Genomic DNA, 25,743 nt, shown 5'->3' with positions numbered 1-25,743 from the left:
ATCCCGGTAGCCGTGGGCATCTCAGATCCGGTAGCCGCCACGGGGAACGGTCTCGATCATGGGCGGGTCGCCGAGCTTGGGGCGCAGCCGGTTGATGGTCGCCTTGACCGTCGTGGTGAACGGATCGGCCGCCTCGTCCCACACCCGCTCGAGCAGCTCCTCCGCCGACACCACCCGGCCCTGGGCGGCGAGCAGGTACTCGAGGACCGCGAACTCCTTGGGCGTCAGCGCCAGACGCACCCCGCCGCGGGAGGCGATCCGCTGTGCCGGATCGAGCCGCAGGTCGCCCTGGACGAGGATCGGCGGCAGCGCGGGCTGCGAACGCCGGGCGAGCGCGCGGATACGGGCGACCAGTTCGGCGTACGCGAAGGGCTTGGGGAGGTAGTCGTCGGCGCCGAGGCTGAACCCCTCCACCCGGTGGGCGATCGTGCCGGACGCGGTGAGCATCAGGACCCGGGCGTGCATCGGCTGGGTGGCCAGCGCGCTGCAGACCTGGTCCCCGTGGACCCCGGGGAGGTCCCGGTCGAGCACGACCACGTCGTAGTCGACGACCGTCGTGCGTTCCAGCGCGTCCGAGCCGTCGTAGACGACGTCGACGGCCATCCCCTCGCGGCGCAGGACGCGCGCCACCGAATGTGCGAGCTCCGCGTGGTCCTCGACCACCAATACCCTCATCGCCCACCCCTCGCACGGCACGTCACGGGCGGAGAGGGCCGGAGAGACCGGCGGGAGGGGTGGCGTGCAGCGCCGCCGCGGCAGAGGCTGATCATGCGGCACCACGTTGCCCGATCCCACGTCACACACCGGTCACAGCTCCGGCGACGGCCCCCCGTCGACGCGCTCTCGTGTTCGACCTGCTGCTGTCGAAAGGGTACCGCCGCGGTGGCGGATCCTCCGGTCACAGCTTCGCGGACCGCAGTGTGACCGGCCGCCGCGTAGAAACGAGACCGCGTAGAAGCGAGAAACGCCTGGCAACGACCGCACGTCGTCCGGGTGGTCGTGGACGGTCCGGGAGAGGAGATGCAGGCCGTGGTCATCAACCCGCACGGCGACCTGCGCCTCCCGCGGCCTCTACACCACGCGAAGACGGTCGCAGGGCCCGCTGTCCTTCCGCCCCTCGCGGCGCCCTTCCTGACGCCCCTCCTGGCGCCCCTCCCCCCTGCCGGAGCCCGCGACGGGTACGGGGACGGGGCTGAGTTTGCCGACCAGGTCCGCCCGGCGCTGGACGGCCAGCTTGCGGTAGGCGCGCGTGAGGTGCTGCTCGACGGTGCTGATCGTGATGAACAGCTTGTCGGCGATCTGCCGGTTGGTGTGGCCGCGGGCCGCGAGCGTCGCCACGCGCAGCTCCGCGTCGCTCAGCTCGTCGGCCCCGCGGCGGGCTCCGGACGGCCACGGCTGCTCGGCGGGAAGGGAGCTGCCGGTGTCGGCCACCGGCGACACCCTGGGGACGGGAACCCCGCACTCCCGTCCCAACTGCTGCGCCTTGCGGGCCAGGGCCCGTGCCCGACCGCCGTTGCCGAGCTCGCGGTGGGCGCGGGCCAGCTCGTCCGTGGCACGGGCGAGCTCCACGCGGTGGCCGCGCTCCCGCAGGATGTCGATGGCCTCGCCCAGGAGCGGAAGCCGGCGCCCGGGGGTGAGCGCACTCGCCAGGACCCGCAGCGAGACGCCGCGCGTCCAGTCGCCCCCGGCGTTCGCGCCGCCGACCAGGGCCAGTTGATCCTGGGCGAGCGTCCGGGCCCTGTCGTCGTCACCGAGCAGCAGATGGGCCTGGGCGGCGTCGGTCCGCCACGGGACCAGCGCGGGCAGGTCGAACTCCCAGCGGGTCATGAGGTCGCCGCACGTGTGGAAGTCGTCGAGCGCGGCGTAGGGACGCCCGGCGGCGAGGTAGTAGTGGCCGCGCGCCCGGAGGTAGAGCAGCCCGTCGGAGGTGCAGAACGCCGACTCCGGTACGGATACGCTCAGTTGGGCCGCCGCCTCGTCGAGCCTGCCCATGGCCGTCAGGGTGCAGACCGCGGTGGCGATCGGCGAGGCGATGGCCACGCCCCAGCCCTCGGCCGGGACGAGCGTGAGCGCCAGGCGCGCCGACTCCTCGGCGGCGGCGAGCCCGCCGAGCCTCAGTTCGACGCGCGCCCTGACCGCGGCGAGGAGGGCCTGCCACATGGGTGCGTGGCGCTCGGCGGCCTCCTTGCACAGGGTCTCGCACCAGAGGGCCGCCGTGTCCAGACGGTCGGCCAGGACAAGGGAGTTGAGGGCGACGACGAGCGCCGTCAGCGTGCCGTCGTCCAGGCGGGTGCTCTGCAGGATCTGCTCCGCCCGGGCCACCACGTCCTCGCCCGCCCCGTCCAGGACGGCCTTCATCAGGATCGCCGCGCGCTGATGGGGACTGCGCGCCGGCGTCCGCGCGCGCCGCTCGGCGTCGCCGTGGCGGGCACGGGCGCGCGCGGAGCCGGGGAGTCCGGGATATTCGTACGCCATCCAGGACCGGACGCAGTCGAGCCGGCGCGAGGCCTCCGGCTGCCCGGAGAGCTCGGTGTCCGTGCCGGCCTGCTCGGCGGCGCCGAGTATCTCCAGGGCCGGGTCGACCTGGCCGAACCAGAGCAGGTGGCCGACGAGTTCGACGGTGTGCCGGTTGCCGAGGCCGCCGCGCAGTGCGTCGGCGGTGAGCTCGGGCAGGTGCCGGGCGGCGGTGGCCGGGTTGAGCCGCCATTCCGCCCGGGTCAGCGCTTCCCTGATCGCCACGGACTGCCGGGCGTCGGTGCGGGTGTCGCGGGCGGCGCGCAGGCAGGTGAGGGCCAGTTCGACCTCGTCGTCGGCCAGCGCGCGCTCGGCGGCCTCCAGGAGCGTGCCGAGCGCCCACGGGGCGTCGATGGGCTCGGCCGCGATCAGATGCTGCACCACCACGGTCGCCGCCTCGCCGTGCTCGTGCAGCACTTGGGCGACGCGGGCCTCGAGGCGGGCGCGGTGTGCGGGCTCCATGCTCCGCAGGACCGCGGTCCTGCCCGCTTCGTGGCGGAACCAGCCGGAGTCGAGCAGCCCCGCGTCGTTCAGGGCGCGCAGGCTGCGGTGGACCGACTCCCGGCTGGTTCCCAGGACTTCCACCAGTTCGGCGAGCGGCACGTCCGGGCCGACCACCGCGAGCGCCCACGCGGTGTGCCGCGTCGACACGTCGCTGCGGTACAGGCCGGTGGCGACGGCCTGTGCGAAGGCCTCGCCCGGCACGAGGCCCGCCGGGCCGCACCCGTCGGCGTCCGACGCACGGCGGTCCTCGATCAACGCCCGTGTCAGGAGCGGGTTCCCGCCGCCCGTCCGATGGACGTCCGCGACGAGTTGGCGCGTCCCCCACCCCTCGCCGCCGAAACCGGAGATCATTTCGGCCACTCCGTGCCGCTCGAGTGGTCCGAGCCTGATATTGCGGCAGCCCGGCAGACGCAGCAAGTCCGCGTGTAATCGCGTATTTCCGGCCAGGAATCCGCTGTTCTCTCCGAGGACCACCAGAATACGGCTGGCGTCGAGTCGGCGGGCCAGGTACAGGACGCATTCCAGGGAGTGGCCGTCGGCATGGTGCACGTCGTCGATGCTGAGCACCACCGGCCTTTCCCTGGCCTGTTCCAGGACAATCCCGCAGAGTTTGGGAATCTCATTCATCACGACGGCGGGCAACACCCCCTCGGCCCGCCGAATCTGCGCGGCCACCGCGATCAGGTCCACAAGCCGGGCCGCCCGCTTGGCGTCGGCGCCCGGCAGATCCGCGCCGAGCAGCAACTGCCCCATGACTCCAAGGGGCAGGTCGCTCTCCGCCTCTGACGCCGTGGCCTGTAGAAACAACGCGCCGGCCGCGCTCGCCCGGGCACTGAACGCGCGCAGCAGCGCGGTTTTCCCGCTGGCCACCGCGCCGCTTACCAATAACACTCCGCCATGCCCCGCCATGCAGGCGTTGAGCATGCCATCCATGATCGAGAATTCTTCCCCACGGTCCACCAAGTTCATGAGCCGACTTCTCCCCCGCGCCTGACGGCTGGTCCAGAGCGGCCGGACGGTCAGTCAGATCTCGCCTTTCGACTTGTCCGGACACTTACTTGAAGACTCTGCCATATTTGAAAATCAACCACCAGCGTCATTTGACTCAATGATGTCGAATAACCGTCGCGAACGCGCCACTTGGCCGATGAGCGGACTTCCCTGTTCCATATCGTCGGTAAACTCCTGCCGTATTGCCGAGGGCGCCGGGGGTGTGGAAACCAATGGCATTTCGGAAGGTGCCCCCGGACCCGTGCCACGAGAGAGCAGAGGCTCCACGGGACACCCGTGGCGGGTGGGCCGCCAGGACGAATGGCGCGATCGGCGCGGCCCGCCCGCACGGGGTCTGACTGATTCCTCGCCCCTTCGTACGTGGCCCCAACACCCCATGCTCAAGACGATGTTGCTGTGGCAGACTGCGGCGACCCAAGCGTCTCGCAGCAGCAACGGAGCACGTCATGACCCCAGGTGCGCCCAGGCCGACGATCGACACCAGCAACCCGCACCCCGCGCGTGTCTACGACTGGCTGCTCGGCGGCAAGGACAACTACCCCGTCGACGAGGCGGTGGGCGAGAAGTTGCCGCCCGAGGCGAAGGACGCGGCGCGGCAGAACCGCGCGTTCATGAACCGCGCGGTCGCCTGGCTCGCCACCCGGGGCGTGGACCAGTTCCTCGACATCGGCACCGGAATACCCACCGCGCCGAACCTGCACCAGATCGTCCAGGACATCGTGCCGTCGGCGCGGGTCCTCTACACCGATAACGACCCCATCGTGCTGCGGCACGCGGAGGCCCTGCTGGTCAGCCGCCCCGAGGGGATCACCGACTACATCCAGGCGGATGTCCGCGAGCCGCGGGCGATCCTGGAACACGCCCGCGGCCTCTTCGACTTCGAGCGCCCGATCGCCCTCTCCCTGATCGCGCTCCTGCACTTCCTGCCCGACGACCAGGACCCGTACGGCATCGTGAACACGCTGATCGGCGCCCTGCCTTCCGGCAGTCACCTGGTGCTCTCGCACGCCTCGTCCGACATCTACCCGGAGCTGGCCGAGCAGGTCACCGCGGAGTACGCGAAGGGGGGCATCCGGCTCGCCTTCCGCATCCGCGGCGAGTTCGCCCGCTTCTTCGAGGGGCTCGACCTCGTCGAGCCGGGCCTGGTCACGGCCACGGAGTGGTTCAAGGACACCGCCCGGCCGGAGGCGGCGGGCGGCGGGATCTACGCGGCCGTGGCGCGCATTCCCTGACCGGGCGTGAGCCGCGGGGCGCCCCGCCCCGCGCGGGGGCCCACGGATGTGTCTCAGTCGCCGAGTGCGCCGGCGGCTCCCGCGTTGCTGCGCTCATTGGCGCGGTCGATCTCCACCATGTGCTCCTCCGCCCACGCCCTGACCACGGCGAGCGGCCCTTCCAGGGACAGCCCCAGGCCGGTAAGGCGGTAGTGCACCCGAGGCGGAACGGTCGGCTCCACCCGCCGGGCGACCAGGCCGTCGCGCACCATGCCCCGCAGGGTCGTGGAGAGCATCTTCTGCGAGACGCCCGGCATACGGCGCCGCAGCTCGGCGAAGCGGACCTCGTGCGGCTCGGCCTCCGCGAGGACCTTGACCGCCATCGACGTCCACTTCGTACCGATGCGGTCGAGGAGTCTGCGGGTCGGGCAGTCGGGATCGAAGAGGTCGCCGCGCGCTGCCGGCTTGGGGCTCGCCGCACGGCGCGCCTGGGGAGGGGTGGTCACCTCGGGCTCACCACCTGTCGGGAAAGTACGTTCTTGGCAGGCCAGGGACGGTTACCTAGCCTCATGTGGTCACCAATGGTAACCACTTCGGAGCCACCCACCATGCACCTCCCCTCAGCCGCCTCAGCCGCCCCCGGCACCTCCCTGCGGCAGATCACCACCAACGGCATCACCCTCAACGTGGCGATCGCGGGCACCGGCCCCGCCGTCCTGCTCCTGCACGGCTTCCCCCACACCTGGCAGCTCTGGAGCGAGGTCATGCCCCGGCTCGCCCCGCGGCACCGCGTCATCGCCCCCGACCTGCGCGGCCTGGGCGCCAGCACGCGGGCGGCCGACGGCTATGACGCCGACACCCTCGCCACCGACGCCGAAGGACTCCTCGACGCGCTCGGGGAACGGAGCGCGGCGGTCGTCGGCATCGACGCGGGCACACCGCCCGCCTTCCTCCTCGCGCTGCGCCGACCCGATCTCGTACGAAGGCTCGTCGTCATGGAGTCGCTCCTGGGACCGCTGCCCGGCGCGGAGGACTTCCTCGCCGGGGGCCCGCCCTGGTGGTTCGGCTTCCACTCGGTCCCGGGGCTCGCCGAGAGCGTCCTGGCCGGGCAGGAGGCCGAGTACGTCGACTGGTTCCTGCACACCGGCACGCACGGCCGCGGTGTCCCGGACCCCATCCGGGACGCCTTCCACCGCGCCTACACCGGGCGCGAGGCCTTGCGGTGCGCGTTCTCCCACTACCGGGCCATGCCCACCAGCGGGCGGCAGATCCAGGACGCCGCCGCACACGCCCGGCTCACCATGCCGACGATGACGGTCGGCTCCCACCCCGTCGGAGCCGCCCTCGAACGGCAGGTGCGCCCCCTCGCCGACGACCTGACCGGCCACCTTATCCAGGACTGCGGCCACATCATCCCGCTGGACAGGCCCCACGCCCTGCTCGACCTGCTCGGCCCGTTCCTCGCCGCCGACTGCCCCGACCCCGATCTGGGCTAGGCGCCGGCGAACAGGTCGAGCAGACCCTGCGGCGTGTCGTGGCGGAAGCAGCGGACGAGGCTGTCGGCGGACGCGACCGCGGCGCTCTCGCTGCGGGGAGACAGCGCCTCTTCGTAGGCGGCGAGCGCCTTCTCGGTGGCGCCGGGATGCGCGGCGACGGCACCGGTGAGTTGCGCCCCGTCGACCATGGCGAGGTTGGCGCCCCCTCCCCCGCGAAGGGCGACATGAGGTGGGCCGCGTCGCCGAGCAGCGTGACGCCCGGGACCCGGTCCCAGCGGTGGCCGGCCGGCAGGGCGTGGACGCGGCGCGGGATCAGCGCGCCGTCGGCGTCGGCGATCAGCGCCCGCAGGCTCTTGTCCCAGTCGGCGAAGTGTTCCAGGACGGCGGCCTTGGCGAGGTCGGCGTGGTCTGCGCCGAAGTCGATGGCGGAGATCCAGTCCTCGGGCGCCTCCAGCGCGGCGTAGACGTGCAGGCTGCCGTCGGCTCGCGGTGGGCGGCACCCCGCACCGACACCCGCACCGACACCCGCCTCGGCGCCCACCTCAGCACCCGTCGCGGGGGCTCCCGCGCCGCGCTGTCCCCCGCGCTTGCAGGGGCTTGATTGGCGATCACCATGGGCGGGCATCAGGGGGGAGCAGGATCGGCCGCGCAAGACACGTCGTGGCCCCGGTGAGCGGATGTCGTCGCGAGCACGCCGGTTGTCCCAGGGGAGGGGAGTGAGTCGCCATGCGTGCGCACAAGCGCGCCCATCGGCACGTAGCCCGAGTGGAGTACGCACTGCCGCAGGAGGCCGCTTCGGCCGGCCGGGCGCGGAGGTTGACCTCCGCGTTCCTCACCCGGCCCCGTCGGCACCTGATGGAGGTGGACGCCGAGCGGGTGGACGATGCCACGCTGATCGTGTCCGAACTCGTCACGAACGCCACCCAGCACGGCCACAGTCCCTGCCGGCTGCGCCTGGAGGTGTCCGACGACCACGTGACGGTCGAGGTCCACGACGCGAGCCCCGTCGGTCCGCGCACGCTCAAGCCGAGCACCGAACGGGAGAGCGGCCGGGGCCTGGCGATGGTCCGTCACCTCTCGGCGCGTCTCGAAGTCGTCGGCAGCGGCCGGCGCGGCAAGGCCGTCCGGGCGGTGCTCGCCTGACGGAGCCGTGAACCGCGCCCACACGCGCATCCACACGCTCATCCGCACGCGCCTCCACGCGCGTGGCCGCAACGTCCTCGCAACGTTGCCGTGAGTTGACTGGGCCACCGCATCGACGGCGTCCCGGTGACCAAGGAGCGGCTGCCCATGACCGACACCCCGCGCGTGGAGCTGACCCCCGCCGCCGCCGATCTGCTGCGGCGGCTGCGGGAGGCCCACGGACCACTGATGTTCCATCAGTCCGGCGGCTGCTGCGACGGCAGCGCGCCCATGTGCTATCCGGCGGGCGAGTTCCGGACCGGCGACTCCGATGTGCGCCTTGCCTCGCTGGACGTGGAAGGCATGGCGGAACCGGTCGCCTTCTGGATGTCGAAGAGCCAGTACGACGTGTGGAGCCACACCCGGCTGATCGTGGACGTGGTGCCGGGCCGCGGCAGCGGCTTCTCCCTCGAAGCCCCGGAAGGCGTACGTTTCCTCATCCGTTCCCGGCTGGTCGGCTCCTAGCCACCGGCCCTGCACCCATACGGCGCTGCCCTCTGGCGCACTGTCAGACCGGCACTCACACTGGGGCAGTTGGTCGGCCCGGGAGACGTCAGGGGGCATGGTGGGGACACGGCTCAAGCACACCTTGGGACGGTTCAGAACGGCGAGAGCGGCGCTCTCGGTGATCACGGCATTCGGCACGCTGGCCGGTGCCGCTCTGGTGGGAGCGGCACCGGCCAGCGGCGTGCAGGCGAGCGAGAAGACGGGCGCGTCGCGTATCGCGCCAGGCGTGGAGTATTGGAAGTTCGACATTCCCGCCTCCCACGGCATGGCCCGCGCGCACGTCCTGGACGTCGATCTGAGCGACCCGGACACCGGCGTCGGACTGCTCTATCCGGGTGCCGTCGGTGCCCGCTCCGTCGTCTCCGCGCTCGCGGACGGGGCGGGGGCGGTCGGCGGCATCAACGGCGACTTCTTCAACATCTCCGAGACCCAGCATCCGGGCGTCGAGGCCACCGGTGCGCCCGTCGGCCCGGCGGTCGCACGCGGCCGCGCCCTCAAGGCGGCGGTACCCAACGGTCAGCGCTTCGGTCCCGCGATGCCTCCGGGTGTGACCACCGAAGCCGTCCTCGGCGTGGGCTTCGACCGCCGGGCCCGCATGGACAGCCTCCGTCTGGACGGCGAAGTACGCACCCAGCAGACCCGGTTGCCGCTCGGCGGGCTCAACCAGTACGCCCTGCCCGTGGGGTCCGTCGGCGCGTTCACCAGCGACTGGGGCAGCACCTCGCGGGTGCGCTCCACCTGCGGCACCGACACGAACCGCGGCGCCCCCTGCAGCACGGACACCCACGAGGTGACGGTGCGCGGCGGGCGTGTCGTGGAGTCCGCGGGCACACCCGGCAGCGGTGCGGTGGCCCCCGGCACCACCGTCCTCGTCGGCCGCGAGGCGGGCGCCCAGGAGCTGCGCAAGCTGTCGATCGGCGAGCGGGTGCACGTCCGGCACCGCCTGGTGGCGGCCCAGTCGCGCACCCCGTTCCGCTTCGCGCTCGGCGGCTATCCGGTCCTGCGCGGCGGCGCCCCGCTGCCCGGCCTCGACTCCGTCACGTCGGCCGTGCGGACGGCGGCCGGGATCTCCGACAACGGCCGGCGCCTCCTGCTCCTGTCCCTCGACGGCTCCCCCGAGTTCCGTACGGGGCTGACCATCGCCGAAATGGCCGAGACCCTGCGGGGGTTGGGCGCGCGGGACGGCTTCAGCCTGGACGGCGGCGGCTCCTCCACCCTGGTCTCGTCCGCCACGCTGGTCGCGAGGGCCCCGGGCGCGGAGGCCGTCACCGTACGCAATCACCCCAGCGGCGGAACCGAACGCGCGGTGGCCAACGGCATCGGCGTGTTCTCCCGGAGCTAGTCGGCGACGGGGGGCGCGCTCACTCGGTGTCCCGCACCGCCACCAGGCCGTTGAACACGCCCACGTACGCGGTGCCGTCCGGGCCCAGGGTCACCGGCGCCCAGTTGTTGTCGTAGGCGACGCCCGTGCCGGCGAGGCGCTTCCACTTGGTCTCGCCGGTGCGGAAGTCGACGGCCGTCAGGTACCAGGCATCGATGCCGAGGCTGTTCGGCTCCTTGGTGTAGAAGTACAGCAGCCCGGAGGCGGTGGACAGTTTGGGCACGTTCGAGGGCGCGCGGACGTCGCTCTCCCACACGGTGTCGCAGCCGCTGCCGTCCTCGCGTACGTCGATCCTGCTGACGCCGCCGACGACGCTGCGCCCGAAGGTGAGCGAGGTGATGTTCTCGTAGCCGTAGTTGTTCTCGACGACGAGGCTGTTGCCCCAGGTGATCAGCGAGTTGTCGGTGGTGGACGCGCCGGAGCGGAAGACGGGGACCTTGCAGACGAGGCGTTCGTCGTCGGCGACGTCGTCGCCCCGGCGGTAGACGAGGACGTTCATGCGGTCGTCGGCGTTGTCGGTGATCGCCACGTAGTCGTCGTCGCCCTGGCCGAAGAGGTCGGGGGTGGTGCCCGAACCCTGGTTCACCGAGCCGGGCTTGGTTCCCGTGCCCCGGTCGTAGGTCTGGCGCCAGACGGCCTTCGGGGTGCCGTCCCGGTCGGCCCGGAAGCCGTAGAGCGCGTGGTCGGAGACGATCGACACGCCGTCCTCGGCGACGGAGAACGAGTTCTGGATCTCTTCGCCCTCAAGGCGGATGGAGCGGATGTCGCCGGACGTGGGGTCGACGGTGCCGACGCGCCCTTGCCGGGTCACCCACCAGATGCGGCCCTCCCAGTCGGGCATCACCGAGGTGACCGGGTCACATTCGCCACTGGGGTAGAGATTTGACCAGGTCACGCAGTCGTGCGGGACGTGCGCGGTCAGGTCCCAGTCCTTGTCGACGACGAACCGCCAACTGCCGTCCGCCGCCTGCTCGTGCGCGAGACGGACGATGTGCTGGCGGGAGTCGGCCAGGACGAGCCGGTCCTTGTCGTCGAGGTACGAGTAGGCGCCGCCCGAGGTGTCCTTGAAGATCTTCGAGAAGTCCAGGCGCGTGATGGCCTCGACGGTGGAGGGGCGCTGCGGCAGCTTGTACTCGGCCAGCGTCTCCATCGTGTCCGGGTCGAGCAGCTTGACCAGGAAGCCGGTGAACGTGCCGCAGACGGTGACGATGCGACCGTCCTTGTCGAAGGTGACGGTGGCGCACTCACCGCCGAGCGCCGCCATCTTCTCGCTGCTGACCTCGGGCTTCTTCCCCAGGGGCCCGTTCCAGGGGTACGTTCCGCTGCCCGCCGCGTCGGCGTGCATCCCGCTGCGGCCGTTGGCGGCGAGATACGGGTGCTGGGGCGGCTGTTCGCCGGGCAGCGGGTGGGCGTCGGCGGGGGCGCCGGTGTACTGGTCGACGAGCCGGTGCCCCGGCGCCTTCGGTATGTCCTCCGCCTGGGCGGGAGGTGCGAAGGACACCGCCGAGACCGTGAGCGCGGTCAGGGCGAGGGCACTGCTGAGGGTTCTGCGACGCGGCATGGGCCGAAGCTAGGGCCGGCGCCTTGAAGTGTCCATGGAAAGGTGACAGTTGTTCATGAACACGCAACGATCAAGGCTGTAGGCCGCTGACGATGTCCGCGGCGGCCGTGACCCCGTTGTGAATGGTCGGAGCCATGCTCGAACTCGCCAGGTAGAAGCCCAGCAGCGCACAGACCAGGGCGTGCGAGAACTTCAGTGCGCCGTTGCGCAGAAAGACCACTGCCAGGATCACCAGCAGCAGCACCACAGAGACCGAAATGGCCATGGGGACAACCTCCTCCGCCACGTCAGCACCGCGGCTCTGGGCCGAGTGTGGCGCAGCGGAGGGACCGTCCGGGCGACCGGCATGTCCTCCGAACGGGTGTTATGTCCCAGGGGGTTGCTTCGGCCGGGCCGCGGCCTACCGCCGGTGGGCGTCGAGGAAGGCCTCGAGCCCCGCGAGGTCGTCCGTGTTCAAGTGGTCGACGCCGGCGGCCAGGAGCTCGCCCCACACCGCGTCGCGCGCCGGGCCCGCCAGGTCGGGCGTCGCCCAGAAGCGGACGCGCTGCCCGCGCTTGTGGGCGGCGGCGACGATGCGGCGCAGCTTGTCGCGCTCGGCGGCGGGGATCGCGCCGACGCCCTGCCAGCTGAAGTTGAGCGTCCAGTTGTCGCTGATCAGCGGGATGAGCGAGGCGGGCGCCGCGCTGCCCAGGTCGGCGAGGCGGCCGTCGTAGAAGGCGCGGCGCACGCGCTGGGCCTCCATCGGCGCGCGGGCGGCCCGGTCGCCGGAGATCACCGCCGTGACGGGGCCACGGCGCACCTTGCCGTAGGAGTACGTGGTGAACAGGTGCCGGTAGCGCCGCAGGTGACGGTCCAGTTCCAGGTAGGTCGCCGCGCCCTCGGTCTTGATGTCGATCAGGAGCTGGAAGGGGGTGCGGTGGTAACCCCTGTACACGGAGCCGTGGTTGGCGCGCACGCGGGCGGCCAGGGGGTCCAGGTAGAGCGATTCGAGGGTGCGGGTGGGGTCGAGGTCGATGGGGTCGTGCGCGACCAGGAGCTGCCCGTCGACGAGGTAGATGTCGGCCTCGACGCTGCCGAAGCGGTGGTCGAGCGCGTCGAAGAGGGGCCGGGGGTGTTCGTAGTCGTTGTGCGCGTGGGCACGGATGAGGGGACGGGGTCCGTGGCCGCGCTCGCTCGCCTGGGCGTACGCGGGGACGGCGGCGGTACCGGCGAGCGCGGCACCGACGGTGAGGGCTCTACGACGGGTGATGAGTGCCATGGAGACTCCCGGAAAGGGCGAGGGGACGAGGGACGGGCCTCAGTGAGTATGAGGCCATGCCCGCGTCAAGAAACCCCATCGGGACGGGAGTTGGCGCTATCGACGCCCCGCGTTCACCGCGCCGGACCCACGTCCCTACGGGGCACCTCAGGCCACCTCGGGGGCGTGCTCGGCCGCCGCCCCGCGGACGGCCGCCGTCGCCCCTCCCCCGGCCAACTCGCCCCAGTGGACGGTCCGCTCGCACCAGCGCTCCAGGAGCACCCGGTCGTGTCCGACGGCGAGCAGTCCGGCGCCGCTCTCGCGCCGGTACTCCTCCACGGCGTGCACGAGTGCCGCCGTCGTGGAGGCGTCCAGCATCGCCGTCATCTCGTCGCAGATCAGCCAGCGCGGGCGGAGCACCAGGGCGCGGGCCAGGCAGGCGCGCTGGAGCTGGCCGTCGCTGACCTCGTGCGGCCTGCGGCCCAGGAGGTCCTCGCCGAGGCCGACGGTGGCCGCCAACTCCCGTACCCGCTCGGCGACCTCGGCTCCGCGTCCGGCCGCGCGCAGCGGCTCGGCGATGAGGTTCGTGAGGGTCAGGCGCGGGTCGGCGGAGAGGCGGGGCTGCTGGAAGACGACGCCGAAGGCGGTGCGCTGGGCGCGGGGGGCGCGGTGACGCCAGCCGCGGGCGGGCTCGCCGTCGATGACGACGCGGCCCGCGTCGGGTTTGTGGAGCAGGGCGGCGACCCTGGCCAGGGTCGACTTGCCGCAGCCGCTGGGGCCCAGCAGGCCGACGGAGGCACCGGGCGCCAGGGTGAGGTCCACGCCGCGCATGACGGGGGCGCGGCGGTCGTATCCGGCGGTGATGGACAGGAGTTCAAGCACGGGGTGCCTCCAGGACGGCCGCCGTACGGGGGTGGTGGCAGGCGACCCCGCCCACGGCCTGCGGCACGGTGCGGCAGGCCTCGTCCGCGCCGGAGCAGCGCGCCGCGAAGGCGCATCCGGCCGGTAGCGCGGACAGTTCGGGCGGCATGCCGGGGATGGGCGTGAACTCCCGCTCCGGGAGGGCGTTGAGGAGGCCGCGCGCGTAGGGGTGTTGGGGTCCGGGGGTGCCGAAGAAGTCCTCGGCGTCGGCGACTTCGACGATGCGGCTCGCGTACATCACGGCGACGCGGTCCGCGATGCGTTCGGCGGCGGCCAGGTCGTGGGTGATCAGGAGCAGCGCGCGGTCCTCGCCGACGTGCTTGCGCAGTTCGTCGACCGTGCGGTCGACCAGCTCGCGGTCCAGGCCGGTGGTCGGCTCGTCGGCGAGCAGCAGCGGGGCGTCGCCGATGAGCGCGAGCGCGGTGGCGGCACGCTGGGCGAGGCCGCCGGAGAGCTCGTGCGGGTAGCGGTCCAGGTGCCCGGCGGGGAACGCGGCCCGCTCGGCGGCGGCTTCGGCGGCCTTGCGCAGCTGCGGGCGGCGCACGCCCGCCAGTTCCCGCAGGGTCTCCTCCAGCTGGGCGCGGACCGTGCGCACCGGCGTCAGGTGCGCGGCCGGGCTCTGCGGTACGAGACCGACGCGCCGTCCCCGCACCGTGCGGGCCAGCGTGCGCTCGTCGGCGGACAGCAGGTCCACGTCGCCGATGAGCGCGGACCCGGCCGTCTCCGCGTTCCGCGGCAGCAGCCCGAGCAGCGCCGAGGCGAGCACGGACTTGCCGCAGCCGCTCTCGCCGACGAGGGCCAGGCACTCCCCCGCCGCCAGGTCGAAGTGGGCGTCGGTGACGGCGGAGACGAAGGTGTCGCCGCGCATGCGGAAGCGTACGCAGAGTCCGCGTACGGAAAGCACCGGGGACGAGAGGGCGGGTTTCGAGACGGGCTCGGTCACAGCATCAGCTCCGATCGGCGCCGGGGGTTGATCCGTTCCCGCCAGGCGCCCGCGAGGCCCGCGATCGCCAGGGTGGGCACGATGATGAACAGGCCGGGGAAGAGGGTCGGCCACCAGTCCCCGGCCAGGAGCGAGCCGCGCGCGCTCTGCACGAGGGTGCCCAGGCTCGCCTGGTGGGTGGGCAGTCCCAGACCCAGGAAGGACAGCGCGGACTCGTGCCAGATGGCGTGCGGCACCATCAGGACGGCGGCGAGTCCTGCCTGCGGGAGCACGCCGGGCAGCAGATGGCGCACGGTCACGCGCATCCGCGACGCGCCGCCGGAGATGGCCGCGTCGATGTAGGGACGCGAGCGCAGCGAGAGCACCTCGGCGCGCACGATGCGGGCCGTGGACAGCCAGTGCGTGAGCGCGACCGAGACGACCACCGGCCATACGCCGGGCCGGAACATCGCCACGATGAAGATGCCGAGCAGCAGGTGCGGCACGGACGAGAAGACGTCCACGAGCCGCATCACGACCCGGTCGACCCAGCCGCCCGAAGCGGCGGCCAACGCGCCCACGGCCGTGCCGATGACGGTCGCGACGACGGCGGCGACCACGCCCACGAGGAGCGAGACCCGCAGCCCGTACACACAGCGCAGGAGCAGATCGCGTCCCACGTCGTCGGTGCCGAAGGGGTGCCCCCAGGAGGGCGGTTGCAGCTTGGCCGCGAGATCCACGGCCTGTTCGTCGAGGTTCACCAGCGGCGGCACGAGGAGCACGGCCAGGACGACCGCCGCGACGGTCAACGCCGAGGAACGCATCCGCCACGCGCGCGTGGAGCGGCTGCTCTTGGAGGCGCCCCCGAGGGAGGCGCGCCAGGTCACGTCAGCCATCGAATCCCACCCTCGGGTCGGCGAGGCCGTACAGCAGGTCGGCGAGGAGATTGCCCAGGAGCACCGCCACCGTGGCGAGGACGGTGAGCGCGGCGAGCAGCGGGAAGTCCACGGCGGTCGCCGCCGAGACGGTGGCCGCGGCGATGCCGGGCCAGCTGAAGACGGTCTCCACCAGGAGCGCCCCGGTGATCAGTTCGGGCACGCGGGAGCCGATCAGGGTGAGCACCGGCAGCATGCCCGAGCGCAGTGCGTGCCCGAGCAGCACGGTCCGTTCGGCGAGGCCACGCGCGCGTGCGCCCCTCACGGGGTCGTCGCCGAGCGCGTCGCCGACTCCTTGGCGTACGTACAGCACGAACCACGGGAGCTGCGAGATCGCCAGGACGGCGGCGGGCAGCACGAGATGGCTCGCGACCTGTCCGGCGGTCACGGCCGAGCTCGCGGTGTCCGTGAGCCCGCCCGATGGCAGCACCCCCAGCTTCAGGGCGAACAGCCAGACGGCCAACAGACCGATCCAGAACGGCGGCGCCGCTTCGAGCGTGTAGGCGAGCGAGGTCACGGCGCGGTCGAACCAGCCGCCGGGGCGGCGCGCGGCGAGGACGCCGAGCGTGGTGCCGACGAGGATCGCGAGCAGGAACGCGGTGGCGGCGAGCAGCACGGACCAGCCGATGCGTTCACCGATGACGTCGGCGACGGGCTGGCGCAGGGTGCTGGAGTCCCCGAGGTCGCCGCTGAGCGCCGACGTCAGCCACTGCCACCAGCGCTGCGCGAGCGGCTGGTCGACGCCGAGGTTGGCGCGCAGCTGGTCGAGGTTCTCCTGGGACGCGGTGAGCCCGGCCGTGCCCGCGTAGGCCTTGACGGGGTCGAAGGGGGAGGCCGCGGCGATCGCGAAGACGCCGAAGGTGACGGCGAGCAGGACCGGGACGGCGAACAGGGCCCGCCGTCCCGTCATGCGCGCCATCGGCCCCCAGGGGAGTCGCTGGAGCGCGGACTTCACTGCTTCGGCTGCCAGTCCTCGACGTTCCACCACGGTCCTGACGCGAGACCGTGGTCGTGCGGCTCGGTCTGGGTGGAGAGGTCGCCGAAGCGCTTGTCGACGACGTAGAGGTGGTCGATGTGGGTGAGGAAGGTGTAGCCCGGGTTCTTCACCAGCTCGCGCTGGATGGTGTCGTACGCGGCCTGCCGCTCGGCGTGGTCGCCGCTCTCGCGGGCCTCGTCGAGCGCCTTGTCGACCTTGGGGTTGTCGTAGTGGGCCATGTTGTTGAAACCGTCACCGGCGAGCGAGGACTTCAGGAGCGTGTACTGGTCGAAGTCCGGGTCGGCCGGGGAGCCGCCGCCCGCGAGGACCGCGTCCTTGGGCATGCGCGGCTCGATGACCTCCCACGTGCCGGCCTGCACCTCGACCTTGATGCCGAGCTTCTTGGCGTCGGAGGCGTAGGCGAGGGCGTGGTCCTGGCGGAGCTTGTCGCCGGAGAGGTACCAGAGCGGGAACGTCGCGCGGACGCCGTCCTTCGCGCGGATGCCGTCCTTGCCCGGCTTCCAGCCCGCCTTGTCGAGGAGCTTCTTCGCCGCGGCGAGGTCGTGCTTGCGCTCGGTCCCCTTGGTGAACCAAGGGCTGTCGGTCGGGACGGGCCCGTAGGCCTCCTTGCCCGCGCCGTCCAGGATCGAGTCGACCATGGCCTTGCGGTCCACGCCGGTGTCGAGCGCGCGCCGGATGCCGGTGTCGCCCGTGACCTTGTTGCCGGTGGGCAGGGTCACCACGCGGTAGTCGAAGGTCTTGGCGGCGTACGACGTCTTGTTGCCGTCGCTCTCGTACTTCTTCGCCAGGTTGGGCGGCAGGATCGCGCCGTCGAGCTCACCGGCGTCGAGCCGGGTGGCGCGGATGTCGTCGTCCTTGATGATCGCCATGGTGAAGTTCTTGACCTTGGGGGCGCCGCCCCAGTAACCGGGGTTGGCCTTGAAGGCGAGCTTCTCGCCCTTGGACCACTTCACGAGCTTGTACGGGCCCGTGCCGACCGGCTTGGTGGTGAACTCGCCGGTGTTCACGTCCTGCTTGCCGGCTATGTGCTCGGGCGCGATCGGCAGGACGGTGCGCTCGGCGAACGGCGCGTAGGGGTACTTGAGGTGGAAGACGACGGTGTCGTCGCCCTTCGCCTCGACGCTCTTGACGGCGTCGAGCTCGGTCTTGGCGGCGTTGTTGGTCTTCTTGTCGAGGATCGTCTCGTAGGTGAAGACGACGTCCTTGGACGTGAAGGGCTTGCCGTCGCTGAACTTGACGCCCTCGCGCAGCGTGAAGGTGTAGGTCTTGCCGTCGTCGCCGACCTTGGGCAGCTCGGCGGCGAGCGCTGGCTTGAGCTTCATGTCGGCGTCGTGCGTGAGCAGACCGTCGAAGATCTTGGAGTTGCCGTCCTTGCCGTAGCCGAGGAGCGGGCTCAGGGTGTCCGGTTCGTACGCGATGCCGACGACCGCGGAGTCCTTGGTGCCACCCGCGCCCTTGCCGTCGCCCGGCGCCGAACAGGCCGACGCGGCGACCGCCAGTGAGGCGGCCGCCGCTACCGCGCCCGTACCCCGTATCGATCGGGCCCTCATGCTCCACACCCCTACTGAAGATCAAACGTTATTGCGAACGGGTCGCAATTATGCCTGATGTAATGGGTGGGTAAAACGTGCGGGCCGTACCGGATTGATCACGGGGCCAGGAGCTCCGCGATCAGGGAGCCGGCAGGTTCACGCGCGCGGCCAGCTCCTCCCGGTGCCGCCCCACGGTGCCCAGCGCGATGGAGTCGGCCTTGGCCCGCTTCAGGTAGAGGTGGACGGGGTGCTCCCAGGTCATGCCGATGCCGCCGTGCAACTGGAGCGCCTCCTCGGCGATGTGCACCGTGGCGGGCGAGGCGTAGGCCTGCGCGAGGGCCGCCGCGACATCGGCGTCCTCGCTGTCGGCGGCGAGGGTGTCGGCCGCGTTGCGCGCGGCGGCGCGCAGGTTGACCACCTCCAGCCAGAGCTGGGCGAGGCGGTGCTTGAGCGCCTGGAAGGAGCCGACGGGCCGGTTGAACTGGTGCCGTTCCTTCGTGTGGCGCACGGTCTCGGTCAGGCACCAGTCGGCGAGGCCCAGTTGCTCGGAGGCCAGGAGCCCGGCGCCCGCCCGCAGCCCCCGCCGTACAGCGGGTCCGGATTCCGGACCCACAGCACGCGCGCGTGCCCCCTCGAAGGTGACCGTGGCGAGCGGCCGCGTGAGGTCGAGCGCGGTCTGCGGCCCGATGCCCACACCTCCCTCGGTCGCGTCCACCGCGAAGAGCCCCGCACTCGTCGGCACGAGGAACACGTCGGCGGCGACCGCGTCGGCGACACCGCGAACGCTGCCGTGCAGGACCTCGCCCTCGGCGCGTACGTCGGGCAGGGCGCCGCCCGGCGCGGTGGTCAGCGGCACGGTGAGCACGCCGACCGTGCGCCCCGAGGCGAGTGCGCCCAGGAGTTCCCTCGCCGCGTCGCCGTCGCAGGCAAGCAGCGTCTCGGTGGCGATGACGGCACTGGTCAGATAGGGCACGGGCGCGACCGCGCGGCCCAGCTCCTCCAGGACGACGGCGGCTTCGCGGTGCGTGGCGCCCTGGCCGCCGAGCTCCTCGGGCACGAGCAGGCCCGCCAGCCCCATGCCGTCGGTGAGCGCCTTCCACAGTTCTCGGTCGTGCGGCTCGGCGGACTCGGTGCGCGCGAGCACCGCGGCGGCGTCGCAGTGGTCGGCGAGGAGGCCGCGCACCACCGAGCGCAGCGCCTCCTCCTCTTCGGAGTACAGCAGGTCGCGCGGCGCGGGCTGCGCGCTCTGGGGGGTCTGCGTGCTCATCGGGCGAGGTCCTTCCACGCGACGTCCTTGTCGGTGCGCGGCTCGGAGGGCAGCCCGAGGACGCGCTCGGCGACGATGTTGAGCAGTACCTCGCTGGTGCCGCCCTCGATGCTGTTGCCCTTGGCCCGCAGATAGCGGTAGCCGGCGTCACGGCCGACGAAGTCGACCTTCGCGGGCCGCCGCATCGTCCAGTCCTCGTACAACAGGCCTTCCTCGCCCAGGAGTTCCACCTCCAGGCCGCTGATCTCCTGATTGAGGCGGGCGAACCCGAGCTTCATGCCCGAGCCCTCGGGGCCCGGCTGCCCCGCGACGAGCTGCTGGCGCAGCCGCTCGCCGGTGACCCGGGCGACCTCGGCCTCCACCCACAGCTTGAGGAGCCGCTGGTGCAGGTCGTGCGTGCGCAGCTCGGGGCGCTCGCGCCAGGCCTCGACGACCGGGCCGATCATGCCGCCCTCGCGCGGGATGCGGGCGCCGCCGATGGACACGCGCTCGTTCATGAGGGTGGTCTGCGCGACCTTCCAGCCGTCCCCGATCTCACCGAGCCGGTGCGCGTCCGGGATCGTCACGTCGGTGAGGAAGACCTCGTTGAACTCGGCCTCGCCGGTGATCTGGCGCAGCGGGCGCACCTCGACACCGGGGTCGGTCATGTCGCAGACGAAGTACGTGATGCCGCGGTGCTTGGGCACGTCCGGGTCGGTGCGGGCGATGAGGATGCCCCAGCGGGCGGCGTGCGCGCCGGACGTCCACACCTTCTGCCCGTTGACCACCCAGGTGTCGCCGTCACGGACGGCGCGGGTACCCAGGGCGGCGAGGTCGGAGCCCGCGCCCGGCTCGCTGAAGAGCTGGCACCACACCTCGTCGCCGACCCACAGCGGCCGCAGGAAGCCGCGCTTCTGCTCCTCGGTGCCGAAGCGCAGGATGGTCGGCGCCGCCATGCCCAGGCCGATCCCGATGCGGCGCGGGTCGTTGTCGGGCGCGCCCGCGGCCTCCAACTCGGCGTCCACGACGGCCTGCATAGACCGGGGCGCACCGAGCCCGCCGAGCCCTTCCGGGTAGTGCACCCAGGCGAGTCCTGCGTCGAAGCGGGCCTTCAGGAAGGCGGCGCGCTCCGTCGTGGCCGGCGGGTGCGCGGCGAGGAACTCCTGGGTGCGGCGACGCAGTTCGGCGGCGTCCGTCATGCGGCGCCTCCCTCGGGGACCACGGCCACCCGCCCCGTGGTGACTCCGTCCGCGACGCGCTGGACGGCGGCGGCCGCGTCGCCCAGCGGCACGCGCTCGCTGATGAGCGGCTTGATGGCGCCCTTGGCCGCGAGCTGGGTGAGCTCCTCGTGGCAGCGCAGGATCGCCTGCGGGTCCTTGGCGTTGTACAGGCCCCAGTGCAGGCCGAGCACCGAGTAGTTCTTCACCAGGGCGTGGTTGAGCGCGGGCGTCGGGATGACACCGCTGGCGAAGCCGACGACGACGATGCGCCCCTCGAAGGCGACGCACTTCGTGGACTGCGTGTACGCGTCGCCGCCGACGGGGTCGTAGACGACGTCGACGCCCCGGCCGCCGGTGGCCTCCTTCACGGCGCCGATCACGTTCTCCGTACGCCGGTCGACGACCACGTCGCAGCCGAGCTCGCGCGCGACCTCGGCCTTGGCCGCGCCGCCGACGACACCGATGACCTTGGCACCCGCCGCCTTGCCGAGCTGCACGGCCGCGCTGCCGACACCGCCGGCGGCCGCGTGCACCAGGAGGGTCTCGCCCGCCTGGAGGTGCGCGCGGCGGTGCAGTCCGAACCAGCCGGTCTGGTAGCCGATGTGCAGGGCTGCGGCCTCGGCGTCGTCCAGGGCGTCGGGCGCGGGCAGTACGGCCGCCGCGTCGGCGATCGCGTACTCGGCGAATCCGCCGTACGGAAGGGCGGGGTTGGCGATCACGCGCCGCCCGTCCTCGGTCTCGCCGCAGATCTCCACGCCGGGTGTGAACGGCAGCGGAGGCGTGATCTGGTACTGCCCGCGGCAGAGCAGGGCGTCGGGGAAGTTGATGTTGGCGGCGCGGACCTTGAGGAGCAGTTGTCCGTCGCCCGGCACCGGCCGGTCCACGTCTTCGAGGCGCATCACCGCGCCCGGCTCGCCGTTCTGGTGCACTTGCCATGCCTGCATGCGGGGCCTCCACGGGGCTGTCGTAGACCAAGCTCCGTCGCATACTAAGCGGTCGCTTGCAGGCAGGGGAACCGTCTCGTCAGTCCGCTTCGCGCTTCTGCTGACCAGCCCGCTCAGCGGGTCGCGCCCGTACGTGCATCCGCTCGCCCTGCGGCCCGAACAGGCTGAGGAACTCCGCCGGCCCCTCCCCCGTGGACCCGAACCAGTGCGGAAGGCGCGTGTCGAACTCCGCGGCCTCGCCCGCCGTGAGGATCACGTCATGATCGGCGAGCACCAGCCGCAGCCGCCCGGACAGGATGTACAGCCACTCGTACCCCTCGTGGGTCTGCGGGTCGGGCTCGACGGACCGGGCGGGCTCGATCACCTTGTACGCCTGGAGGCCGCCGGGCTGCCGGGTCAGCGGGACCATCGTGCGGCCGTGCCGGACGATCGGCTTCGACCGCACGCGCGGGTCGCCGACGGGCGGGGCGCCGACGAGCTCGTCCAGGGGGACCTGGTGGGCGCGGGCGATGGGGAGCAGGAGTTCGAGGCTGGGCTTGCGGTTCCCGGACTCCAGGCGGGAGAGGGTGCTCACCGAGATGCCGGTGGCCTCGGCGAGACCCGCGAGCGTCGCGCCGCGCTCCTTGCGGATCCTGCGCAGGCGGGGGCCGACCTCGGCGAGCACGCCGTCGAGATGCGCACCGTCGTCATCGTTCGCTGTCATTCCTCTATTGCAGTATCAGCAACTTTGATTGTCAATACCGCACTGTCGATGCGACGGTCTGCGTGGAGGTGGTCACGATGAAGAGCATCAACGGCCCGTACGACGTGGTCGTCGTCGGCGGCGGCGCGGCGGGTCTCAGCGCGGGGCTCGTCCTGGGCCGGTCGCGGCGGCGCGTACTGATCGTGGACGCGGGCGAGCCGCGCAACGCGCCCGCCGCGCACATGCAGGGCTACTTGTCACGGGACGGGATGCCGCCCGCCGAGTTCCTCGCCGCGGGGCGACGGGAGGTGGCGGCGTACGGCGTGGAGACAGCCGACGACCGCGTCACGGACGTGCGGGCCGACGGCCCCGGCGAGTTCACGGTCGACCTCGCGGGCGGCCGGTCCGTGCACGCCCGCCGGGTCGTCCTGGCCACCGGGCTCGTCGACGCCCTGCCGGATGTGCCGGGCCTCGCCGAGCGCTGGGGCCGCGACGTGCTGCACTGCCCGTACTGCCACGGCTATGAGGTGCGGGACCAGCCCTTCGGTGTGATCGCCTCGCCGGTGACCGGCATCCATCAGGCGCTTTTGGTCACGCAGTGGTCCAAGGATGTGACGCTGTTCCCGCACACCGCGCCCAAGCTGTCCGCCGACGACATGGAGAGGCTGGCCGTCGCCGGGGTCACGGTGGTGGAGGGCGAGGTGGCCGGACTCGACGTGCGGGACGACCGCCTGGCGGGGGTGCGGCTCGCGGACGGCCGGACGGTCCCCCGTTCGGTGCTGTTCGTGGAGGCGGGGGCAGTGCCGCGCAACGCTCTGGCGGACCGGCTCGGCGCACGGACCCAGGACACGCCGTTCGGGCCGTATCCGGCCGTGGACGCGGGCGGCCGCACGAGCGTCCCCGGTGTGTGGGCCGTGGGCAACGCGGTGGGCCCCAAGGTGCAGGTGGTCAACGCGGCGGCCGCGGGCTACCAGGCCGGGCTCGTGATCAACCACGAACTCACCCTCGGGGACATCGACGAAGGCGTGGCGGCGCGGCGCGGGGAGGCGGGTACCCCGGCATGAAGTTCCGTGCGGCCATGGAGCTTTGAGGCGTTCCGCGATATCGATGCGGCCATGACGGACGATGCGAGCGAAGGGGTGCCGCCGGGGCTCCCGGCCCCCGCCCCGCCCGGTGCCAGCGCGCTGCCCGAGGGGACGTACGCGGGGACGGTCGTCCTCGTGACCGGCGGCGGGACCGGACTCGGCAAGGCGATCGCCGCGGAGTTCGCGCGGCTCGGGGCGGATCTGGTGATCGCCAGCCGCAAGGAGGAGCGGCTGAAGGCGGCGCGGGACGATCTCGCCGCCCTCGGCGGGCGGGTGACGGCCGTGCCGTGCGACATCCGGGACCCGGACCGCGTCGCCGAGGTCTTCGACGCGGCGCGGGAGGCGTACGGTCTGCCGGGCGTCCTGGTCAACAACGCGGCGGCGAACTTCCCCGTGCCCGCCGAGGACATGTCCCCGAACGCGTGGCGCTCGGTCGTGGACATCACACTGACCGGGACGTTCTTCATGACGCGGGAGTTCGGCCGCCGCCATCTCGCGGCGGGGACGCCCGGCTCCGTCATCAACATCGGAGCCTCGTACGCGTGGACGGGCGGCCCCGGTTTCGCGCACAGCGCGGCGGCCAAGGCGGGCGTGAAGAGTCTCGTCGAGAGCCTGGCGGTGGAGTGGGGGCCGTACGGCATCCAGGTCAACGGCCTGGTGCCCGGCCTGATGCCGCACGAGGACATGACCGCCGACATCCGCGGCAACCTCGACCGGCCGGCGCCCGCGCAGGAGGACGAACCCGATCAGCGGCCAAGGGGGTTGGACGCACGTCAGCCCGCCCTGCGCGTCGGCGCCCCGCGCGAACTGGGCTGGGCCGCGACCTTCCTCGCGTCCCCCTACGCCCGCTTCATCACCGGGCACACGCTGGTGGTCGACGGCGCGAACTGGCAGCGGCGGGGGCTCGTGAGCCCGGAGGTGGTGACGGTGCGCGAGCAGATGGGGCGCGGACCCTTCGTGGGATGACCGCCCCGCCGGGGGCCTCGGCGGCTACTTCCCCTCGAAGGTGGCCGCCCGCCGCTCCCCCTTGGCCGCGTACCCGGCACGCGAGTCCTCCGACGTCAGCGTGATCGCCGCGTTCATCGCGACCCGGTCGAGGGCGGCGTCCATCCCCGCGTCCGCGTACGCGTCGATGCCCCGTTTGATGCCCTGGACGGCCAACGGGGCGTTCGCCGCGATCTCCGCGGCGACGCCGCGGGCGGACTTGGCCAACTCGTCCACCGGCGTGACGAGTTGGACCAGGCGCAGCCGTTCGGCCGTGACCGCGTCGATGCGGCGCCCGGTGAGCGAGAGCAGTTTGGCCCAGCCCGCGCCCGCGTCGCGCGCGATGCGCAGATCGCCGCCCGCGTCCACCGCGACGCCGATCTGCGCCTCGGGGAGCGCGAACACCGCGTCGTCCGCAGCGATCCGCACGTCCGCCATCAGCGCGAGCTCGAAGCCGAAGCCCAGGCAGTACCCCTGCACGGCGGCGACGACCGGCTGCGGGAGGCGCGCGAACGTGCGGAAGCGTTCGTGGACCCAGCGCATGCCCTCGTAGTAGTTGTGGGTGCGTTCGGAGACCGAACGCCCGTCGATCGCACGGCCATTGAGGGCCGTGACGTCGATCCCGGCACAGAACGCCCGCCCCTCGGCGCGCAGCAGCACCGCCCGGATCGAGTCGTCGAAGCGGATGCGGTCGGCGAAGATGCCCAGCTGGCGCGTGGACTCCCAGCTCCACGCGTTGAGCTTGCGCGGGTGGCAGAGGGTGAGGATGCCCAGGCCGTCCTCGACGTCGAGGCGCAGCCGCTCCTCACCCTCCGGGATGTCCGTGCCGATGGTGTCGATCATCCAGCACCAGCTCCTGCCTACGTTCCTGACGGGACGTCAGGTAGTTGACGTGCCGTCAGCGTAGTGGCGCCGGCTCAGCGACTGAAGACCTCGAACGGCACCGCGGGCTTGCCTCCGAAGCGCGGCGCCGCCTGCTGGGCGTTGCCGATGAGGAACTCACGGCAGTACTTCTCGGGGTCCTCCTGCGTCAACACCTCGATGTACGTGCGGTGTTCGAGGAGGGAGCGCACGGAGCGCTCGAGCCCGGCCGTGGCGTCCACCGCGTGCGTGGGCGACGACGAACCGGCGACGGCCACCCAGCGCACGCCGTCCCAGGGCTCGAGGGCGTCCTCCTCGAGCAGCTCGGGGAAGATCCAGCGGTTGCCCGCGTCCCCCACCGCGTCGAGCGTCGCGCGGCCGACGGCTACGTGGTCCGGGGTGTTCCAGGCGACGCCGCCCCAGGTGTCGCGGTGGTTGAGCGTGATCACGAGTTCGGGCCGGTGCCTGCGGACCGCGGCGGCGATGTCGCGGCGCAGGGCGGTCCCGTACTCGATCACGCCGTCCCTGTGGTCGAGGAACTCCACGGTCGACACGCCGACGACGGCCGCGCTGGCCCGCTGCTCGCGCTCGCGCAGCGGGCCGCAGGTGGCGGGGTCGAGGGTGTCGATGCCCGCCTCACCGCGGCTGGCCAGGAGGTAGGCGACCTCGCGTCCGCCGTCCGTCCATCCGGCGATCGCGGCCGAGCAGCCGTACTCCAGGTCGTCGGGGTGGGCGACGACGGCGAGGGCGCGCCGCCAGTCCTCGGGCATGGGGGTGAGCTGGTCGTTCGCATTCAACGGCTCTGTCATG

The 25,743-nt window shown here is 72.3% G+C and carries 24 protein-coding genes and 1 pseudogene; 7 read left to right on the top strand and 18 right to left on the bottom strand.

The annotated features are described in order from the left end of the window. Positions 1–21: 21 nt before the first annotated feature. Both ACZ6ZP_RS14490 and ACZ6ZP_RS14485 read right to left on the bottom strand, forming a co-directional pair. Positions 22–675 (bottom strand): response regulator transcription factor, encoded by a 654-nt coding sequence (locus ACZ6ZP_RS14490; protein WP_351156689.1) that lies wholly within the window; start codon positions 673–675, stop codon positions 22–24. A 396-nt stretch (positions 676–1,071) separates the two neighbouring features. After that, on the bottom strand, positions 1,072–3,987 hold the full coding sequence (locus ACZ6ZP_RS14485; RefSeq protein WP_469406910.1) for a helix-turn-helix transcriptional regulator: 2,916 nt from the start codon (positions 3,985–3,987) through the stop codon (positions 1,072–1,074). A 488-nt stretch (positions 3,988–4,475) separates the two neighbouring features. Between ACZ6ZP_RS14485 and ACZ6ZP_RS14480 the strand changes: the two genes are divergently transcribed. Next, positions 4,476–5,261, top strand: a complete 786-nt coding sequence (locus ACZ6ZP_RS14480) for an SAM-dependent methyltransferase (protein WP_469406909.1) — start codon at positions 4,476–4,478, stop codon at positions 5,259–5,261. Between the two features lie 53 nt (positions 5,262–5,314). Here ACZ6ZP_RS14480 and ACZ6ZP_RS14475 read toward each other — a convergent pair whose 3' ends face one another. After that, positions 5,315–5,746: a winged helix-turn-helix transcriptional regulator gene (locus ACZ6ZP_RS14475; protein ID WP_469406907.1), complete on the bottom strand. Its 432-nt coding sequence runs from the start codon at positions 5,744–5,746 to the stop codon at positions 5,315–5,317. Between the two features lie 102 nt (positions 5,747–5,848). Here ACZ6ZP_RS14475 and ACZ6ZP_RS14470 point away from each other — a divergent pair, with 102 nt between their 5' ends. Further along, positions 5,849–6,736: an alpha/beta fold hydrolase gene (locus ACZ6ZP_RS14470; protein ID WP_469406905.1), complete on the top strand. Its 888-nt coding sequence runs from the start codon at positions 5,849–5,851 to the stop codon at positions 6,734–6,736. On the opposite strand, the pseudogene ACZ6ZP_RS14465 reads toward ACZ6ZP_RS14470, so the two are convergent. Then, positions 6,733–7,295, bottom strand: a pseudogene (locus ACZ6ZP_RS14465) (FAD-dependent oxidoreductase); the annotation flags it as partial. The gene ACZ6ZP_RS14470 and the pseudogene ACZ6ZP_RS14465 overlap by 4 nt on opposite strands. 167 nt (positions 7,296–7,462) lie before the next feature. Between ACZ6ZP_RS14465 and ACZ6ZP_RS14460 the strand changes: the two are divergent. The 3 genes from ACZ6ZP_RS14460 to ACZ6ZP_RS14450 all read left to right on the top strand — a co-directional run bounded on the left by ACZ6ZP_RS14460 (position 7,463) and on the right by ACZ6ZP_RS14450 (position 9,767). After that, complete coding sequence (locus tag ACZ6ZP_RS14460) at positions 7,463–7,879, top strand: ATP-binding protein (RefSeq protein WP_351156703.1); 417 nt, start codon at positions 7,463–7,465, stop codon at positions 7,877–7,879. Positions 7,880–8,026: 147 nt separating this feature from the next. Then, a complete protein-coding gene (locus ACZ6ZP_RS14455) occupies positions 8,027–8,383 on the top strand; it encodes a DUF779 domain-containing protein (protein ID WP_351156705.1) in 357 nt (118 codons plus the stop codon). A gap of 97 nt (positions 8,384–8,480) precedes the next feature. Next, positions 8,481–9,767: a phosphodiester glycosidase family protein gene (locus ACZ6ZP_RS14450; RefSeq protein ID WP_351156707.1), complete on the top strand. Its 1,287-nt coding sequence runs from the start codon at positions 8,481–8,483 to the stop codon at positions 9,765–9,767. 19 nt (positions 9,768–9,786) lie between these two features. On the opposite strand, the gene ACZ6ZP_RS14445 is transcribed toward ACZ6ZP_RS14450, so the two are convergent. The 12 genes from ACZ6ZP_RS14445 to ACZ6ZP_RS14390 all read right to left on the bottom strand — a co-directional run bounded on the left by ACZ6ZP_RS14445 (position 9,787) and on the right by ACZ6ZP_RS14390 (position 22,024). After that, positions 9,787–11,367, bottom strand: a complete 1,581-nt coding sequence (locus tag ACZ6ZP_RS14445; protein WP_469406904.1) for a hypothetical protein — start codon at positions 11,365–11,367, stop codon at positions 9,787–9,789. Between the two features lie 70 nt (positions 11,368–11,437). Continuing rightward, on the bottom strand, positions 11,438–11,632 hold the full coding sequence (locus ACZ6ZP_RS14440; RefSeq protein ID WP_160503040.1) for a hypothetical protein: 195 nt from the start codon (positions 11,630–11,632) through the stop codon (positions 11,438–11,440). 135 nt (positions 11,633–11,767) lie between these two features. Continuing rightward, positions 11,768–12,625, bottom strand: coding sequence for a phosphatidylinositol-specific phospholipase C/glycerophosphodiester phosphodiesterase family protein (locus tag ACZ6ZP_RS14435; protein ID WP_361463949.1), 858 nt, complete (start codon positions 12,623–12,625; stop codon positions 11,768–11,770). A 147-nt stretch (positions 12,626–12,772) separates the two neighbouring features. Then, positions 12,773–13,486 carry an ABC transporter ATP-binding protein gene (locus ACZ6ZP_RS14430; RefSeq protein WP_361463950.1) on the bottom strand — a complete coding sequence of 238 codons (714 nt, stop codon included), beginning with the start codon at positions 13,484–13,486 and terminating at the stop codon, positions 12,773–12,775. Beyond that, positions 13,479–14,393 (bottom strand): ABC transporter ATP-binding protein, encoded by a 915-nt coding sequence (locus tag ACZ6ZP_RS14425; RefSeq protein ID WP_469407262.1) that lies wholly within the window; start codon positions 14,391–14,393, stop codon positions 13,479–13,481. The genes ACZ6ZP_RS14430 and ACZ6ZP_RS14425 overlap by 8 nt, the downstream gene beginning before the upstream one ends. Positions 14,394–14,464: 71 nt before the next feature. Next, the gene (locus tag ACZ6ZP_RS14420; protein ID WP_383816902.1) at positions 14,465–15,343 is read right to left on the bottom strand and encodes an ABC transporter permease; all 879 of its coding nucleotides are present in this window, start codon (positions 15,341–15,343) and stop codon (positions 14,465–14,467) included. Next, entirely contained in the window at positions 15,336–16,301 is a 966-nt protein-coding gene (locus ACZ6ZP_RS14415) for an ABC transporter permease (protein WP_351156718.1), read from the bottom strand. Before ACZ6ZP_RS14415 ends, ACZ6ZP_RS14420 begins: the two co-directional genes overlap by 8 nt. A 32-nt stretch (positions 16,302–16,333) precedes the next feature. After that, positions 16,334–17,929 carry an ABC transporter substrate-binding protein gene (locus ACZ6ZP_RS14410; protein ID WP_361463952.1) on the bottom strand — a complete coding sequence of 532 codons (1,596 nt, stop codon included), beginning with the start codon at positions 17,927–17,929 and terminating at the stop codon, positions 16,334–16,336. A gap of 121 nt (positions 17,930–18,050) precedes the next feature. After that, positions 18,051–19,178, bottom strand: coding sequence for an acyl-CoA dehydrogenase family protein (locus tag ACZ6ZP_RS14405; RefSeq protein ID WP_469406902.1), 1,128 nt, complete (start codon positions 19,176–19,178; stop codon positions 18,051–18,053). Continuing rightward, positions 19,175–20,356 carry an acyl-CoA dehydrogenase family protein gene (locus tag ACZ6ZP_RS14400; protein ID WP_351156725.1) on the bottom strand — a complete coding sequence of 394 codons (1,182 nt, stop codon included), beginning with the start codon at positions 20,354–20,356 and terminating at the stop codon, positions 19,175–19,177. The genes ACZ6ZP_RS14405 and ACZ6ZP_RS14400 overlap by 4 nt, the downstream gene beginning before the upstream one ends. Continuing rightward, positions 20,353–21,321, bottom strand: a complete 969-nt coding sequence (locus ACZ6ZP_RS14395; RefSeq protein WP_361463956.1) for an NADPH:quinone oxidoreductase family protein — start codon at positions 21,319–21,321, stop codon at positions 20,353–20,355. Before ACZ6ZP_RS14395 ends, ACZ6ZP_RS14400 begins: the two co-directional genes overlap by 4 nt. 79 nt (positions 21,322–21,400) lie before the next feature. Beyond that, positions 21,401–22,024 carry a helix-turn-helix domain-containing protein gene (locus ACZ6ZP_RS14390; protein ID WP_351156730.1) on the bottom strand — a complete coding sequence of 208 codons (624 nt, stop codon included), beginning with the start codon at positions 22,022–22,024 and terminating at the stop codon, positions 21,401–21,403. A 77-nt stretch (positions 22,025–22,101) separates the two neighbouring features. Between ACZ6ZP_RS14390 and ACZ6ZP_RS14385 the strand changes: the two genes are divergently transcribed. Both ACZ6ZP_RS14385 and ACZ6ZP_RS14380 read left to right on the top strand, forming a co-directional pair. After that, positions 22,102–23,067: an NAD(P)/FAD-dependent oxidoreductase gene (locus tag ACZ6ZP_RS14385; RefSeq protein ID WP_383816891.1), complete on the top strand. Its 966-nt coding sequence runs from the start codon at positions 22,102–22,104 to the stop codon at positions 23,065–23,067. A 51-nt stretch (positions 23,068–23,118) separates the two neighbouring features. Further along, positions 23,119–24,054, top strand: a complete 936-nt coding sequence (locus ACZ6ZP_RS14380; RefSeq protein WP_361463960.1) for an SDR family oxidoreductase — start codon at positions 23,119–23,121, stop codon at positions 24,052–24,054. A gap of 24 nt (positions 24,055–24,078) precedes the next feature. On the opposite strand, the gene ACZ6ZP_RS14375 is transcribed toward ACZ6ZP_RS14380, so the two are convergent. Both ACZ6ZP_RS14375 and ACZ6ZP_RS14370 read right to left on the bottom strand, forming a co-directional pair. Then, on the bottom strand, positions 24,079–24,915 hold the full coding sequence (locus tag ACZ6ZP_RS14375; protein ID WP_366464564.1) for an enoyl-CoA hydratase/isomerase family protein: 837 nt from the start codon (positions 24,913–24,915) through the stop codon (positions 24,079–24,081). Positions 24,916–24,989: 74 nt separating this feature from the next. Then, positions 24,990–25,742 carry a PIG-L deacetylase family protein gene (locus tag ACZ6ZP_RS14370; RefSeq protein WP_351156739.1) on the bottom strand — a complete coding sequence of 251 codons (753 nt, stop codon included), beginning with the start codon at positions 25,740–25,742 and terminating at the stop codon, positions 24,990–24,992. Position 25,743 lies beyond the last annotated feature (1 nt).

It is taken from the genome of Streptomyces sp. NPDC054047 (assembly GCF_055585065.1).
This window is presented reverse-complemented; position numbering and strand designations above follow the sequence as displayed.